The organism is Chryseobacterium ginsenosidimutans (assembly GCF_024807225.1).
Lineage (GTDB): Bacteria > Bacteroidota > Bacteroidia > Flavobacteriales > Weeksellaceae > Chryseobacterium > Chryseobacterium ginsenosidimutans.
This window is the reverse complement of the sequence record NZ_JANUCO010000001.1, coordinates 3,181,089-3,197,535: the sequence shown is the minus strand read 5'-3', so window position 1 is coordinate 3,197,535 and position 16,447 is coordinate 3,181,089. Positions and strand designations below refer to the sequence as shown.

11 protein-coding genes are annotated in these 16,447 nt (G+C 34.4%); 3 read left to right on the top strand and 8 right to left on the bottom strand.

Features of this window, described 5'->3' with window-relative positions; all coding sequences use genetic code 11:
• Entirely contained in the window at positions 1-1,152 is a 1,152-nt protein-coding gene (locus J3D55_RS15050) for an alpha-hydroxy acid oxidase (protein ID WP_259132317.1), read from the top strand.
• A gap of 364 nt (positions 1,153-1,516) precedes the next feature.
• Here J3D55_RS15050 and J3D55_RS15045 read toward each other — a convergent pair whose 3' ends face one another.
• The 8 genes from J3D55_RS15045 to J3D55_RS15010 all read right to left on the bottom strand — a co-directional run bounded on the left by J3D55_RS15045 (position 1,517) and on the right by J3D55_RS15010 (position 12,553).
• On the bottom strand, positions 1,517-1,954 hold the full coding sequence (locus J3D55_RS15045; RefSeq protein WP_259132316.1) for a nuclear transport factor 2 family protein: 438 nt from the start codon (positions 1,952-1,954) through the stop codon (positions 1,517-1,519).
• 170 nt (positions 1,955-2,124) lie between these two features.
• Positions 2,125-3,171 carry a GntR family transcriptional regulator gene (locus J3D55_RS15040; RefSeq protein WP_259132315.1) on the bottom strand — a complete coding sequence of 349 codons (1,047 nt, stop codon included), beginning with the start codon at positions 3,169-3,171 and terminating at the stop codon, positions 2,125-2,127.
• 425 nt (positions 3,172-3,596) lie between these two features.
• Positions 3,597-5,216 (bottom strand): hypothetical protein, encoded by a 1,620-nt coding sequence (locus J3D55_RS15035; RefSeq protein WP_259132314.1) that lies wholly within the window; start codon positions 5,214-5,216, stop codon positions 3,597-3,599.
• On the bottom strand, positions 5,185-5,733 hold the full coding sequence (locus J3D55_RS15030; RefSeq protein WP_259132313.1) for a hypothetical protein: 549 nt from the start codon (positions 5,731-5,733) through the stop codon (positions 5,185-5,187). The genes J3D55_RS15035 and J3D55_RS15030 overlap by 32 nt, the downstream gene beginning before the upstream one ends.
• A gap of 173 nt (positions 5,734-5,906) precedes the next feature.
• Positions 5,907-9,470 carry a DUF4450 domain-containing protein gene (locus J3D55_RS15025; RefSeq protein ID WP_259132312.1) on the bottom strand — a complete coding sequence of 1,188 codons (3,564 nt, stop codon included), beginning with the start codon at positions 9,468-9,470 and terminating at the stop codon, positions 5,907-5,909.
• Between the two features lies 1 nt (position 9,471).
• Complete coding sequence (locus J3D55_RS15020; protein ID WP_259132311.1) at positions 9,472-10,872, bottom strand: glycoside hydrolase family 28 protein; 1,401 nt, start codon at positions 10,870-10,872, stop codon at positions 9,472-9,474.
• 360 nt (positions 10,873-11,232) lie between these two features.
• On the bottom strand, positions 11,233-12,081 hold the full coding sequence (locus tag J3D55_RS15015; RefSeq protein WP_259132310.1) for a universal stress protein: 849 nt from the start codon (positions 12,079-12,081) through the stop codon (positions 11,233-11,235).
• A 22-nt stretch (positions 12,082-12,103) separates the two neighbouring features.
• Positions 12,104-12,553 (bottom strand): MarR family winged helix-turn-helix transcriptional regulator, encoded by a 450-nt coding sequence (locus tag J3D55_RS15010; RefSeq protein WP_259132309.1) that lies wholly within the window; start codon positions 12,551-12,553, stop codon positions 12,104-12,106.
• Between the two features lie 828 nt (positions 12,554-13,381).
• Between J3D55_RS15010 and J3D55_RS15005 the strand changes: the two genes are divergently transcribed.
• Positions 13,382-15,169 carry a TonB-dependent receptor plug domain-containing protein gene (locus J3D55_RS15005; RefSeq protein ID WP_259132308.1) on the top strand — a complete coding sequence of 596 codons (1,788 nt, stop codon included), beginning with the start codon at positions 13,382-13,384 and terminating at the stop codon, positions 15,167-15,169.
• Entirely contained in the window at positions 15,147-16,427 is a 1,281-nt protein-coding gene (locus tag J3D55_RS15000) for a SusC/RagA family TonB-linked outer membrane protein (RefSeq protein WP_259132307.1), read from the top strand. The genes J3D55_RS15005 and J3D55_RS15000 overlap by 23 nt, the downstream gene beginning before the upstream one ends.
• The last annotated feature ends 20 nt before the right edge of the window (positions 16,428-16,447 follow it).

Sequence of the window (16,447 nt, the reverse complement as noted above, 5' to 3'; positions counted from 1 at the left end):
ATGGCATTTCCATTTGATACCCGTTACGCTTCGCTTGAATTGTTAATTGAAAGAGCTAAAAAAAAGATGCCCCGTTTCGCTTTCGAATATCTGGACGGCGGTTGTAATGAAAATATAAACCGCGACAGAAATACGAGCGAACTGAGAGAAGTCTTGCTTCGTCCGCAATATCTGAACAATAATTATGCGGAAGCCAATATGGAAACGGAATTATTCGGAGTGAAATATTCCGCTCCTTTTGGGATCTCTCCTGTAGGTTTACAAGGATTAATGTGGCCAAATGCTCCTGAAATTTTAGCAAAAGCAGCTTTTAAGCATAATATTCCTTTTATTTTAAGTACCGTAACAACAAGCAGTCTTGAAAGAATTTCCGAACTAACGGAAGGAAAAGCTTGGTATCAATTATATCATCCGAGAGAAGAGTGGTTGCGTGACGATATTCTCGACCGTTGTGAAGCTTCAGGATACGATGTTTTGGTAGTTTTGGCAGACGTTCCGACTTTTGGATACAGAGCAAAGGAAATCAGAAATGGTTTGGCAATGCCACCTCAATTGAATTTCAGAAACGTTTCGCAAGCGTTGGCAAAACCAGAATGGTGCTTGGAAATTCTGAAACATGGCGTTCCAAGTTTTAAGACCATGGAAAAGTACATGGATAAAAATATGGGCGTGAAACAATTGGGGCAGTTCATGAATTCTACTTTTTCCGGCAGATTAAATTCAGACAGAATAAAAGCAATTCGTGACAAATGGAAAGGAAAATTGGTCATTAAAGGGGTCGCTTCCGACGAAGATGCTGCAGAAGCTGTTCGTTTAGGATTCGACGGAATGATCATCTCCAATCACGGAGGAAGACAGCTTGATGCAGGAGAATCTACGATTGCCGTAGTCAAAGATATCAGTGAAAAATATAAAGGACAGATCAAAATAATGATGGACAGTGGGGTGAGAACCGGTCCCGATGTTGCCCGCGCTTTAAGCTGTGGTGCCGAATTTACCTTTATGGGAAGAACTTTTATGTATGCAGTCGGTGCTTTAGGCGACAAAGGTGGCGATCATATTATTGAAATGCTTAAAATGCAGTTCAGACAGGTAATGGAACAGGTTTGCTGTGAAAAACCGGAGGATTTACAAAACTTTAGAGTGAAATAAAATTTTTAAGATTATATAAATATTCAATAGGAACGGGTATGTCATCCTGAGCTTGTCGAAGGAAGCCCGTTTTTCATTGTAAAGAATTATCATTGGCTTTATTTAGCCAAAACTTAATAAGCTTTAAATTTTTTTAAACGCAAAGATTAACATTAAATTGCATTATGTAAGGAAGCAAAGTAGTGCAACAAGTTGCTGATGAAGCTGGCTTAATCAGAATCAATTTATTGATTCCATTCTTTGCTCACTTAAAATATTTAGAATGATAAATAAGACTTTGCGTTAAAAAACATCAACACTTTCAAAATAAAAATTCGCAAAGATAACCTTGCGAATTTTGTTTATTATAATTGAAAATTTATTTTTACTTTCCAGATTTCACTGCCTGTCTCGCCAACAATTTCCAATCCTTTTTAACCTTTGTCCAAACCAAAATAATATCCAAACTCACCTCACCCGGATCTTTTCCAAGATCAGCAGTGGTTGCATACAAATGATGACGAAGAATTGCTGTGTTTCCGACGATTTGTATGTTTTGATTCGTAATGTCAATCGTTAAAAAATCTGATTTTTTTGTAACCAATGTTTCTACAAACTCTTTGGCATTTTGAATATTTCCGCTTGAATGACCATACGTTAATTCAGGTAAAATTAAAGATTCCAATGCTGATTTTTCACCGCTGATCATTGCTAATCTCAGCTTTTCTGCAGCATCAGTTACCGCATCTTTATCATTTTTTTTCTGCCCGAATACAGAAAGTGCCATTAAAAAAGTCATGGCAAAAATTAATTTTTTAATCATAATTAAATAAGATATTTTTAATAATAAACTTTATATAGATTTTATGAATTTGAAAACCTGTTTCACTTTTAAACGCAAAGATTTAATTTAAAAAATCAATGCAATCGATTGCGCTCTTGTTTCTTTAAAATAGCAATAAATAGAATTTTTGCGCTAAAAAAAATGATAATTTATAAAGAATCCCTTTGAATAAATTTAAAAACATTATTCACCGATTCCTTTTTATTTTTTAAAATCATATAGGCTGCAGATTCTCCCATGGCTTTAAAATCTGTAGTAATTACGGTAATTCCAAGCAATTCTTTCAGTGGAGTTTCGTTGTAGGAAATAATTCCGATGTCTTCGCCCAATTTCAGATTTTTCTGTCTGATTTGCTTCACCAAATTCACCAGATCGCGTTCCCGGATTGTGATGAAGATATCTTTTTCCTGCAATTCCATGTCGGGATAAATTTCGTCGAGAATCTCATAATCCAGTTTAAAATCTCTACAAAAATTCTCAAAACCGCGTACAATACGGAAAGGATACGGGTGAATAGATTTATCCGGATAGACCAAAATGATCTTTTCGTATTTCTTTATTTTGTCTAAACCTTCCTCTAGTGCATTGTAAATATCATGTTCGAAATCCTGAAAAATAGAACCGTATTCACCGGAAATGTTAGGTTTTGTATTATCTAACAATAAGAGTTTATTTTTAGGAATTTGTTCAATCATATCTAAAACTTCCTGTGTTGAACTGGTGTGTTTAGACTGGTCATCTCGAAAATGGGGCATAATTACATAATAATCAAATCCTCCCAGATTCTTTTTTAACGAATTAATGAAAAGCGTTTCATCACAGTGATAAATATACATTTCAACATTTCCTTTAGTACCGATGGCATTGACGAAATAATTGTAAATCATCATTTTATAGGTACTCGGTTTGTTGATCAGGAAGAAAATATTAATGATATCATTTTTATTGATACGCGAAATATAATAACCTTTCCCTTTTACAGATTCAATAATTTGCCTTTTCCTAAGCTCTTTATATGCTTTTTCCACAGTATCTCTTGAAAGAAAACAAGATTCGCTGAGCTCATTGATGGAAGGGATTTTTTCTCCAATTTTTATTTGTCCTCCATCAATTCCATTGAGAATAGAATCTACAATCTGTTTGTATTTAGGGACTCTGGAGTTTTCGTTGATATTTATTTCTAATGTTTCTGACATGATTTCAGGTACGAGATATTATTTCAGTTAACGAAAATATTAATCAAAAAGTGGTGTAACGGTCGAACACAAGTTACAAAATTTCTATGAACTTAATTTTGATTTTCTTTAATGATTGAAAATTGTGTAACTTTATTATTTACAGTTAATTATATTTTAATTTTTATTTTAATCAGAATGATAAAAAACACCATTTTCTTAGCCTAAAATTAAAATGTAGTATTTTCACTTTTAAAAACATAAAGATTTATCTTTAAAGCACAAGCAAATCAACGCACAAATTTTGTCGCAGATAAAATCTTTGCGCCTTAAAACAGTATTCAAATATAAGTTACGTCTTTGCGATTTACCAACGATTAAATATAAAGCAAAAAAAAGCCTGCCGTTTCCGACAGACCTCAGTAATATATGAATGTAAGTATTTTTTAAGGCATCTTTTTGAAACCTTCTGCTTTTATTTTCCAAGTCCCATCTTTCGGAAAGCCAGGAAATTGTCCTGTCGAAGCGTCCCAACCTTCAAGCATCATTGCAACTGCTGCTAAAGTTCCGCCGTTTCCTGGGAGATAGATTCTCAAACGTCCATCCTGATAATTATGACCGTCTTTCAGATAAGTATTGGTTTGAATTTTCATGAAAAGTGCATCCAACGCTTGGTTCGGAAGTCCTAATCTTGCAGCATTCATTGCCGTCATCGGGAAATCCCAACCCCAAGTATTTTCCCAACTCCATCTTTTCCAAACGATATCGAGTGTATTTTTCATTATTTTTTTATCCAATTTCGGAGATTCAGGAACCATTCCCAACGCTCCCAAAACTGCAGGGTGATCGGTCATCCATTTTGGAAATGTAAATGAATCTTTTGCAGATTCGGTCGACAGATAAACACCATCCTGAACCGGAAGCGGAGCCAATTTAGAGATGACATCATCCCATTTTTTATCTCTCGGCTGTCCTAATCTTTCTTTCCATTGTTGAGCTGTTCTTAATGCCCAATCCCAATATGCCACTTCATAAGTCGGGTTGTAAGTGTCTTTCGCAGGGAAAACTTCTTGTGCAGGAATCACACCTTTACCCAGATTATAACGGTTTTTTTCTTTGTCATAAGTAGCAAAATCTGCCATAAAATCTGCGGTTGCAAAAATCAGATCTTTATATTTTTCCAAGACTTTTTTATCCTTTTTGTCGCGATACAAAAGTTCGGTCATATATATAAGATGCGGTTGTTCCCAAATCAAAAATGCGGCAACAGAAGACGGACTTTCATTTCCGTCATTATCAGACATTTTGATCCATCTTACGCCTTTGTAACCTTGTCTTTCGGCTAATTTTTTTGCTTTGTCAAACGATCTGAAATAATAATCCAATTGTTTTTCCAAAATCTCAGGTCTTCCCCATAACGCATAATGAACGCCGTGCCACCAATGCATTTCTGTGTGTGGTTTTCCGTACCAACTGTTGAATGTCAACCCCGTTTCCTGTGGCGGATTGCTTCCTCCACACTGTACTTTTGTTAAATATTCTGACAATACAACTCTGCGTTCTAGTTCAGTAGCTCTTGGATCTGTACTTCCTTCAAAATCAACGGCTGCACCGCTTTTCCAGAAAGATTCCCATCCTGAAGTGCTTTCTTTTTCTGCATCAGCAAATAATGTCTTGCTGCTTTTTGGATTTTTAGCTGAAAACTCAGCACTTAATTCTATGGTTTTGGTTTTAGAAGAAGGTTCGTAAACGAAATAATGTTTTCCGGCTTCACGCAATTTTCCATCTGTAAAATAAAACTGAGTATAATAATCAGTGCTTTGTAACTTATGCTGAATCAATCCTTGAGTTTGATTTGATGAAATAATTTTTGTAGAATGATCGTTTTCATTTCCGTAAAAAGCCGCGTCGTCCAAAAATTGTCCTGTCGGAGAAGGGTAGCGTGCGAAAACTTTTAATCTGTTTTGAGAAATCAAATCCGATTCAATTTTAACTCCAATTTTATCGGAATTTTGAAAAGAGGCAGTCCAGACTTTAATAGGAGTTTCCGTCAAGCGAAAATTCACTTGTTATAATTCCTGTCCAAAGATCAATTTTTTGATTAATGTTTGTTAAATCTGAAATTTTTGCCTTCTGACCGTCTTTTTTAAGCAATTCAAGTCCGATATTTCCCAACTGCAAACGGTGTTGGTTCACACGGAAATATTCTACAGCTTCTTTGTTTCGTTCAGGCGATTTTAGCTGTGTGCTGTACAACGCTTTACGTCCGTCATTATTGAAATCATAAGCTTTCAGTGTCTCCTCAAATTTATAATTTTGAGTATTCGGAAAGCTGTCCCAACCCCATTCAGACTGAGTTCCCAGAGAAACGCCTTTCTTGTAATATTCCGGAAATGACTGCATTCCGGTAATATCAACGGTGTAAGCAAATTTTCCGTTACCAACCGTTAAAGAAGCCAAAGTATCAGCTTTTGTATTGACAATATTATGTCGCTGAACAACCTTTTTACGGTCAATTTTCTGGGCATTTACCGTAGAAAATCCTATTAGAAAAAGACTTAGATATAGTGCTAATTTCTTCATTTTTAAATTTATTTTATTTTTTAACCATAAAAGGATCAAAAGATTTTAGTGTGAATAGATATTCAAAAGGAGACAAAATAGTAGAATAATATTTTCATTTTGTAAACTTTTGTAGTACTTTATTTTCAAACATTTCTTTTGAAGCTTTTGTGGTAAAAAGCTTTTTAATTATTTTATTTCAAAACGGTGGCGCTCATCAATCCGATGACGACATCGTTGCTCACTGCTGTTAATTTTATTGATTTTAATTCTTTGTTTGAGTCAATCGGCAAATCCAGAATAGTCGCTGCACCGCCCTCTACAGCGCGGTCTGTGAATCCTTTTATGCCTGAATATTTGGTTAAACTTCCACCTTTGTACAATTCTCCAGTTTTCAATTTTACACGATACGGAATTTTATCATCCGGAATTTCAAAAGCAAAATTATCATCCAACAAATCCTGTTCAATCGGCCACCAATTGATAGGGTTTTTTAGTTCTAATTCTGTGTGTGAACCATCAGAATATTGAACGGTAATCGCTCCATTTGTAATCTGCGACTGCATCGGATTGGTAGAACCCGCCATCAGAAAATAGATTTTTTTTCCTTTTCCTGTCAACGGAATTTCAACCGATTTCGGAAAATTATCCCATTGACTCGTAAAGACAATATTTTTATCCGAATTATCGATTAAAAAAGGAATTCCTAAATATTCTAGTTTTCCATTTTTACGATTTGCCATCAATCCGCTGTCGTCGATTTGGGTCGTGATTAATGGATAGCACCAATTTCCGATTCCTTGCCACGGAAGCTGTAGAGTAGGAACATTCAATCTTGGTGAAAGATATTTTTGATTGAAAATTTGGGTTACTTTTTCATTATATTTTGATTGCAATGAAACGGTATTAAATTCACCTTTGTTGTCAATTTCCCAATCTGTAATTTCTACATTTTGTTTGATTCCGTTATATTCAAGAACAACAGAATTTGTTCCTTTGCTTAAAATATTTGTCGGAATTTCAATTGATGTAGATTGATTTTTCTGAACTGAAAAATTTTTATTTAAACCATTAATATTCAATTTTCCATTAATCGGATTTGATGATTTTGACTGAATTTGTAGTTTTTTATTCGCCCATTTAATTTGTAAAGGATATTGATTATCGACATTTATAGGTTGCCACCATTTCGTTGCATTTTGTTCCAATTGAACGAAAAAAGTTCCCTTTCTTTCTTCTTTAATTAAATCAAATTGATTTCCGTTTCGGGTTTTTACCAATTCCTGCGGATCGTAGATTTGACTGATTTTCTTTTTTGGATCTAAATTCAATTGAAGATTTTCAGAAATATAATTGATATAATCTGTCTTATCACTTTTTAATTCATCTCCGGAATATGTAATTTCAACAGTGAATTCTTTTGCTTTTTCTGTTTCTAACTTAACAAAAGGCTGCAAAATAGAATTCGGTTGTATCGTCCAATCTGCTTTTTTACCATTTACAGTTACCGATTTTATTTGAGTATGATTTACAGGAATCAACAAATCAAGCGAAACAGGATTTGCAAAGTTTGATTTAAACCAATAATTCGTTTTTTTAGAATTTCTATTAAACTTAAATTCCCAATCCGGAAGTTTCAGTTCTGCAAAATTCCAGTCTTTGGGAAATCCCGGTTTTATATTGATTTTATTTTCTAATAATTTTGGATAAACACCAAACAGTCCTTCCGTTAAAGTTCTTGATGCAACGCCGATCGGATCGGCAAAATCTCTGTACAATTCACCTCGAAAAGCGTCATAATGTGATAATTGTTCAAAATTCCCCGGGCTGATTCCGTAGTACATACTTTCGGCAAGATTTCCTTTCCAAAGTCTGTAGGCATCGTCATTTCTTCCTGATTGCCAATACGCTAAAGCCGTCTGTAAGTTTTCAGCTAAAGCCACATTGTTGAGCGACCAATCGTACGGTTGCCAGTTTGTTGTCGAAAGTGTATAATAGTTTTTATCAACTCCTCCCTTTACCGTTACCGGAATTTTTGGGATGTTGTTATTAATGTATTGTGTATTTTGATAATCTTCAAATTCATCCAAAATAAATGCATCCGAAACATGATAAATCGACCAGATTGCAGGCTGATCATGAACGATTTGATTGCCTAAAGCATCTTTAAATTCAGCGAAATACCCATTCTTTTTAATCCAAAGCTGACTTTTCATTGCTTTTAAAATAGATTCGGCTTCTTTTTCGTAAGGAGTGGAATCTTCGCCAATAATTTTCGCCAGTTTCGCCATTTCACGATTGGCTCTGTAATTATAAGCCGAAGTATGAGTGACTTTTCCACCTGAATATTGAAGCGCATCACTTGCCCAAATCGCAGCATACGCATCATAAAGATCGCCACGTTTGAAATTTCGCTTTTCCCAATCCATGTGACGTACCATTGTCGGCCACATTTTCTTTAAAAATTCAATATCTCCGGTATAATTAAAATGCGAAAACATCTGATCAAAAAATACCAGATTCATATCGTAATGATGCGGTTTCGTATTGTCATTGGGATTTCTCGAAATATATCCGCTGGAAAATACCGAAGTTCCCATTTTTTCTGCGTGTCTTGCCAAATGCAACAGCGTATCCATCTCAACAGGCGCGGAATCCGGCTTTAAAACCTGAGAATTTGAATAGCTTTCAAAATGTTCTTTTGCTCTGTCGTGCCAACTCAAAACATCGGCTGCATAAGCTCCACGCCACGCATTTAACCTCATTCTCCAAGCAACAGCGCCGTGCATAAAAGTAGGACTTTCCCAAATTCCGTCTGCAGCAACAGCTAAAGTTGCTCCAAAATTATTTAAATCTGAATCAGGAGTTTTTAACTGAACCCGATTTGTTAATGTTAATCGAGTTTGCTCAGCTTCGTTAAAAATGGCTGCAAGTTGTTGATCTGAAAAGTTTTTATCTGATTTTCCTTTTTTAATTTGAATATAAACAGGATTTTTTTGTGCAGAATAAGCTGCGTAAATTATTGGTGATTGTTCGGTTTTATTTTGAGTAAAATCAGATAATTTTTCCAACGTTTTTGCATCGGTCAATTGTAATGAATTGGCATTTGAAAAACTTCCGTTGATGAACTGATTTTCTTTTTTCTTGTTTAAATAAGTAAGTTCGAATTGGTTTTTATTGATTTGAAACTTGTTGTTTGTGCAATATTCAGGAAGTAAATAAAACCCAGATTCCGGATCTGCGCCAATGTCGCCGTTTCTGCTGAATGTTGTTCCGCTTGCACCGCCATAAACGGCATAGATCTTTGTTGAAGAATCTACATTTTCGGTTTCCATTTTTAAAACCAAACCTTCTTCTTTTGATTGGGCTAAAACTGTCAGTTTTAAACTTCCATTTCCAAGAATCGGATCTTTAATCGTATAAAGCATCGATCCAGGGCGATAACGAGTTTCAATTTTATCAGCCTGAATTAATTTTTTAATAGAATTTCCTTTCTGAATAACGAATTGAAGATTTCCTCCCATTCCGGGAAGATATAAAGCGAATTCCGGCAAATCTCCTGCTTCCACTCGCGAAGCACGATTATCTCCATACAAAGCACGGTTGAATCGGTATTTTCCATTAATCAATAAAAAATCGCCTTTGTCTTCTTTGTAATGCAGTTCTCTTTCGTTTCCCTGCCAATGTTTAGACTGGGAAAATGAAAGCGAAGGAGCAGACAAAATAATTAAGCCGACTAAAATGGATTTTCTTCGCATTTTATTTAAAATTGGTTAAAGGTTTTCCGTTAACGGTTACATTTTTCAACGTCACATTTTTCAGGAAATCCACTTTGTATGGAATTTCAACGCCATTCATTTTTGCATTAATCATCGTGAAATCTGTTACTGGAGAAGATTCATAAGCATCAGAAAGAACGGCATATTTTCCGCCTTTTTCTACCGTTAAATTTTCAACCCAAATATTTCTGATGATTGGAATAAAATTTCCCGGTTTTTCATAATGCATATTGAAACGTACTGCGGCTTCTTTATAAGCACCAACTTTTGTGTTGTAGAAAAATACGTTTTCGATAATTCCTCCACGGCTTGAGCTTGTTTTAATTCTTAAAGCTCGGTCAAGATTTTTGCTGTCCATCACGTTTCCGATGGCGTAGATATTTTTTGCTCCACCTGCAATTTCGCTTCCGATCACAACACCGCCATGTCCGTCTTTCATTTCGCAGTTTTCGATGATGTGATTTTCGGCAGGTTTTCCGATATCTCTTCCGTCTTCATCTCTTCCTGATTTTATAGCGATACAATCGTCGCCTGTGTCGAAATAACAGTCTTTAATCCAGACATTTTTACACGCTTCAGGATCGCAACCGTCGTTATTCGGACCGTGACTGATTACTTTTACTCTTTCAATTAAAACATTTTCGCAAAGGACAGGATTCAAATTCCACATTGGAGAATTTTTTACCTGAACATCTGCCATCCAGAAGTTTTTACATTTATAAGGCTGAACGAAATTGGGTCTTAAATAATATCCGTCCCCAAAAATTCTTTCTCTTGCAGGTTTTCTCTGAGCCATATATTCGTGAAGTTTAGCGCGTGCCGGATTTTGTCTTCCCGGACGAGATTCGTCGTAGCCATATTGTTTGGCTCCACACCAAAACCACCAATGGTCGTTATCAGAATTTCCGTCTAACGTTCCTTTTCCGGTTACGGCGATATTTTCTTCTTCATAAGCGTAAATTAATGATGAATAATTCATGCATTCCATTCCTTCCCATCTTGTGAAAACGATCGGGTAGTCGTTGCTGTCTTGGCTAAATAAAATGGTAGAACCTTCACTTACATAAAGATTCACATTAGATTTTAAATAAATAGCACCCGTCAGGAAAACTCCTTTGGGAACGACAACCCTTCCTCCACCTTCTGCATTACATTTTTCAATAGCTTTCTTAAATGCTTCAGTATTTTTTGTTTTTCCGTCACCAATTGCCCCAAAATCTGTAATGAGATAATCTTTTTTTCTAAAATTGGGTTTTACAATCTGTTTTTTCAGTGCATCAATCTCTTTTAAAGGTTGCTGTGCTGAAGTCCATGGTTTATATTGAGCCGAAAAAGGAATTGATAGTAATAGTAAAAGAAAGAATAAAGCATATTTTTTCATAATGGTAGAGCATTGTTTAGTTTATAAGACTGCTATCTTTAAATAATTTTCTTTATGTATCGCAATCTAAAATAATTAAGATTAAAAATTATCCTGCACTGTCGGTATTATAAAATTTAATAATTATTTATGTAATCGATTGCGCATTATCAAAGATAAAACAAATAAGAATATATGAAATCAATATCAAAAATTACAATTTTAAAATTGAAATTCCTGAAAAATTCGACATACCATTTTCTGAACCTTTCAAAACAAGAAACGTCAATATATCTATGGTCTATTACTATTATGAAAATGTGTTTTGGATTAAGAAAGTTTTATTTAAAAATATTAAATCAATCTTATAGATAATGTTGTCTATTTCAATATTAAAACAGGCTGATTAACATTCTGATAAATCCCTTCTGAAATACTCGTGCTCGTTAAATAATACAGGAAACTGTGTTTGCCGGGTAAAGCAATGATAAGATCGGTTTCGTTGGATGACGCGAAAGTCAGAATTCCATTGATAATGTTTTTATCGTAAGAATAATAGATTTTACTTGGTATTTCGGTTAGGTTTTGATGAATATATTCCTCAATCTCAACCTTTTTTAGCTCTATAGTATCGTTGCTTTCTTTTGTATGGATATTCAAAAACATCAATTGTACATCCTGCTGTTGGATAATAGATTTATGGTGGAAGAGTCGGTCTAATTTGGCTATACTGTCTACATCACACGGAATAAGGATGTTTTTTATGGTGCTGTAATGATAACCATTAGGAACAACTAATATCTTCACCGGACTTGTTCTGGCAATACCAATAATGTTTTCCGAAACCAAGCTATCACTGGAAACTGCCTGATCGTCACTGCCTAAAATAATCAGTTCTATCGAAGGTTGATCGCTTAACAGATCATTGATACTTCTTGTAAGCGTCCACTCGCTGATTGCTTTTGAAACTTTTATTTCGGGTGATTTTTCAGTAATAATATGAGTTAATTCATTCAATCGGAGTTCTGTTTTTTCCAAAAGGCTGTTGATGCTTTCTTCATTTACAAACGAATGACCTTCCGCCATATGGAGATAATCAAATTCCGATTCTTCAGAGGTTTTTAAAAGAATAATATGGGTGTATTCATATTGTTTTGCCCATTGTGCAGCGACTTTTACGGCATTTTCTGTAGTGGAGGTAAAATCTACCGGTACCAGTATTGTTCTCATATTGAATTAATTTAAAACTTAGTTATTCGAGATTTGTTGTCATTTTTTTTGCTAAAAGAAGGGCGTTTTTTATTTCGGTTTGGTTAAAATCACCCGCCGCTTTTTTATAAAGTTCCAATGCCCAAGGATAAACTGTTTCTACAATTTGTTTTCCTTTATCAGTCAAAAAGATCTGCTTGTTTCTTCTGTCCTCTTTATTTTCAACGCGCTGAACCAGTTCACGTTTTACAAGACTGTTAATCAGATACGTAATGCTCGATTTGTCTTTGCTTACTTTGTTGCCAATTTCCTGCTGGTTGATGCCGTCATTACGCGAAAGAAGTCCCAGAATTTCGATGAGTTCAAAAGAAAGAGTAGGATCGTACTCATTAATTTTTGCCTGAATTTTCTGTCGCAAACGGTTTTTCATTTCTCCCATCGCAAGACCTAATTCTAATGCTAATTCTGATATGTTATTTTGTTTTGAAGACATACTTTAAATAATGAGGAATGTAAATGAAACGAAATTAACAATAAAAGGCTCAATGAAATCTTTATGTGGTTAACCTACAATAACAAATATAATGAAAATTGGTTTTAATTAAAACTAATTTATTAGAAAAATCTGATATTTATAAATTTAATTCTTTTTGTCTACCTGAATTTCTTTTAGAATCTACAATCAAATCAAGGTTTTATTTATCGTGAATGATGTGCAGAACATTCTTAGTCCTTCTCTAGGAATGATGGTTTATACCAACAAAACAGGTGCAGACTAGCTGTTTTTAACGGCAGCAATGGATTTTTTGGAAGCCTTAGAAATAAATTGTAAAATAACATTACGTGTTTACGATCTCATTTTAGCCCCTTTTTAGGGGCTTTTTTATTTAAAGAATTTTAGGAAGATTTTGAAACATAAAAAGTGATTATATCTTGGAGTAGTTTTTTATTTTAACATAAAATGTATTAAAAACTTGTATGCATAGCATAATTTGTTTTAGATGAGATTTCTATAATCAAATCCATCCAAAACTAATTTTATAGTTCTAATCAACTGAAGATCAACAAGAAAATTTGCTATGTTATATATAATATTTAAAATTATCCATAGAAAATATCAATTGTTAAAAACTGGATTATATGTAATGTTGTGTTTGTGTAGATAAATCATTTTTGTTAAAAGTATACGTTTTAACATATTTATCTTATCATATTCTTATTTTTGTTCTGTTTTTTTGAATATTCGTTAATTTTAACCTTTTTTTCTTTGTCAGTTTAAGAAAGTTTTACAACTTTGTCTCAAGCAAAATTTTAGTTTGATATGAAGAAATTAACAACGGGTATACTTGCACTAGTATTATCTTCATCCCTAGCTGTGGCAGAGGCTCAGCAAAAGAAGAGCGATACACTAAAAACACAAGATATCGAAGGTGTGGTAGTAACTGCACTGGGTATTAAAAGAGAAAAAAAATCTCTGGGTTACGCATCTCAAGAGGTAAAAGCAGATAAACTATTCGATGGGACAACAAATACAGGAAACATTGCTTCTCAACTTTCCGGTAAAGTGGCAGGTCTTAATGTGAATACTACTTCCAACTTTGGCGGTTCTGCTAATCTGGTTATTCGTGGTATAAAATCTATAAATGGAACTAATCCATTAATAGTAATAGACGGATCACCGGTTGATAATTCTGTAACTTCTTTTGGAACTCAAAATGGAGGATATGATTTGGGAAATGCTTTATCAGATATTAATCAAGAGGATATTGCATCCGTAAATGTTTTAAAAGGAGCAGCAGCTTCTGCTTTATATGGAGAAAGAGGTCTTAATGGGGTAATAGTTATCACAACTAAAAACGGTAGAGGAAAAGATGATAAATCTTGGGGTGTTACTTTATCTTCCTCTGTACAGGCAGGGTTTATCGACAAATCTACTTTTACAAAATATCAGACAAAATATGGAGGAGGATACGATCCTTCATTCTATTATGGAAGTGCGCCGGACGGAATTGATTATGCTAATTTCGGAGAGGATGCTTCTTGGGGACCAGAATTTAATCCTAATCTATCAGTGTATCAATGGGATTCTTTTGATCCAACATCACCAAATTACAATAAAGCAACTCCTTGGGTAGCTTCTAAAAACGGTCCTCTTAAGTTTTTTGAAACCCCAATGTCGTTCGTTAACTCTATTTCATTATCTAAAGGAAATAAAGGGTTTAATTTTAATTTAACGTATGACAACAATCTTTCTAACGGTCTGTTACCAAATTCAGATTTAAGAAAAAACACTTTATCTACAAAGATTAATTATGATTTAAATCCTAAGTTACATGCGACTGTTTATTCAACCTTGACTCTTCAGGGAACAACAGGTAGAACGGAAACAGGTTATAATGATAATGTTGTTGGAGGATTTAGACAGTGGTGGCAAACGAATGTTGATCTGGTATCTTTAAAAGATGCTTATTTTAATAATGTAAGTAATCCAACACTGGCAAATAACTATGGAAATGTAACGTGGAATAGAAAAAGTGCCGGAAATGGAGTACCTGCATTCTGGAATAATCCATATTTCCAACGTTATCAGAACTACTCTACGGATGACAGAACCAGAACTTTCTCATATGCACAGTTAACATATGATGTTGATGATCATGTGAATATTACAGGTAAGGTAAGCTATGATAATACGAATTTGGTTTTTGAAAGAAGACTTGCTCCCGGCTCTTATCCACAGAATTTTGGGGTATCTGGCAAATCTGTAGGTTCCGGATATCACAGATATGATCTGAAAAAAAATGAAACCAATTATGATGTTTTTGCTAATTATAAATATGATTTAACATCTTGGTTGAATTTAAGTGGTATTGCAGGGGGAAATGTAAGAAGAAACTATCAAAGTACCATTGAAGCATCTACTGAAGGTGGGCTAATTAAGCCAGGATATTATTCATTGGATAATTCTAAGGCTCCGCTTTTGAATCCTGTTGAGTTTGAAGCAACAACACAAACGAATAGTTTATATGCTACCGCTTCATTTGATTTTAATAAAATGTTTTATTTAGACGGAACTATAAGAAGAGATGTTAGTTTCCACGCTTCCTAAAGAAAATAATAAATTTACATACGCGTCTGTTGCCGGATCATTAATTTTATCAGAACTCTTAAAATCTGACAAATCTATTATGAATTTCTGGAAAATAAGAGGGAATTATGCGGAAGTTGGAGGAACTGCAGATTCATATCAATTAAATTATACGTACTATACAGCCGGATATTTTAATACGGGTAATGGAAATGTTAATATTTACAGACCACAAACTATTTTAAATAATGAAAATTTAAAGCCTCAACGTTCTAAAGAGTTTGAATTTGGTACAGAAGTGCATTTCTTTAGAGATCGAATTATTTTTGATGGAGCTTATTATGACTCGAAAACAATTGATCAGTTAATCAGACCTGATATTTCAGCTGGTTCAGGAAGTTTAGGAGCTGCAATTAATGCAGGACAGATTAATAATAAAGGGATAGAATTGCATTTAGGTGTTACTCCGTTTAAAACAAAAGATTTTTCTTGGGAAATAGATGCAAACTGGGCTAGAAACAGGAGTAAAGTTGTTGAGTTGGACGAAGGTCTGCAGGTATACCAATTAACAAGTTTAGTAGGTGGTGCTTCTATCGTGGCTTCTGTTGGCAATCAATGGGGTGATATTTATGGAAGTGATTATGCTTATTTGAATGGAGAAAAAGTGGTTGATCCTGCTACAGGATTATACCAAACAGAAAGTGGCAAAGTGATTGGAAATGTTCAGGCTAAATGGACCGGAGGTTTAAGAAACTCATTTAGATATAAAGATTTTTCACTAAGCTTCTTAATTGATGTTCGTCATGGTGGTGATGTATTTTCATCTGATATGTATTACGGACTTGCGAGTGGATTATTCCCGGAGACAGCTGTTGATGGATATAGAACGAATATACCGGTATTAGCAGGTGTAAATCCAAATGGTCAGGTGAATACAACTCCGGTTAATACAGCGGTAATTGATCCTAATGAGTATGGTAATAATCCTAATGATGGATATGCCATCGTTCCGGATAAAAGATTTGTATATGACGGATCTTTCGTGAAGTTGAGAGAAGCAAGTATTACCTATTCTCTTCCAAAAAGCCTAATAGCTAATACGTTTATGAACGATGCTAAAGTGTCTATTGTAGGAAGAAACCTTTGGATTATTCATAAAAATCTTCCTTACGCAGATCCGGAATCTTCACAGATGGGAGGTTTATTTTCATACGGATCGTCCGTTGGTTCTTTGCCTACTACAAGAGAAATTGGAGTAAACTTTACATTTAAATTCTAAAACTTTAAGACTATTTTAAG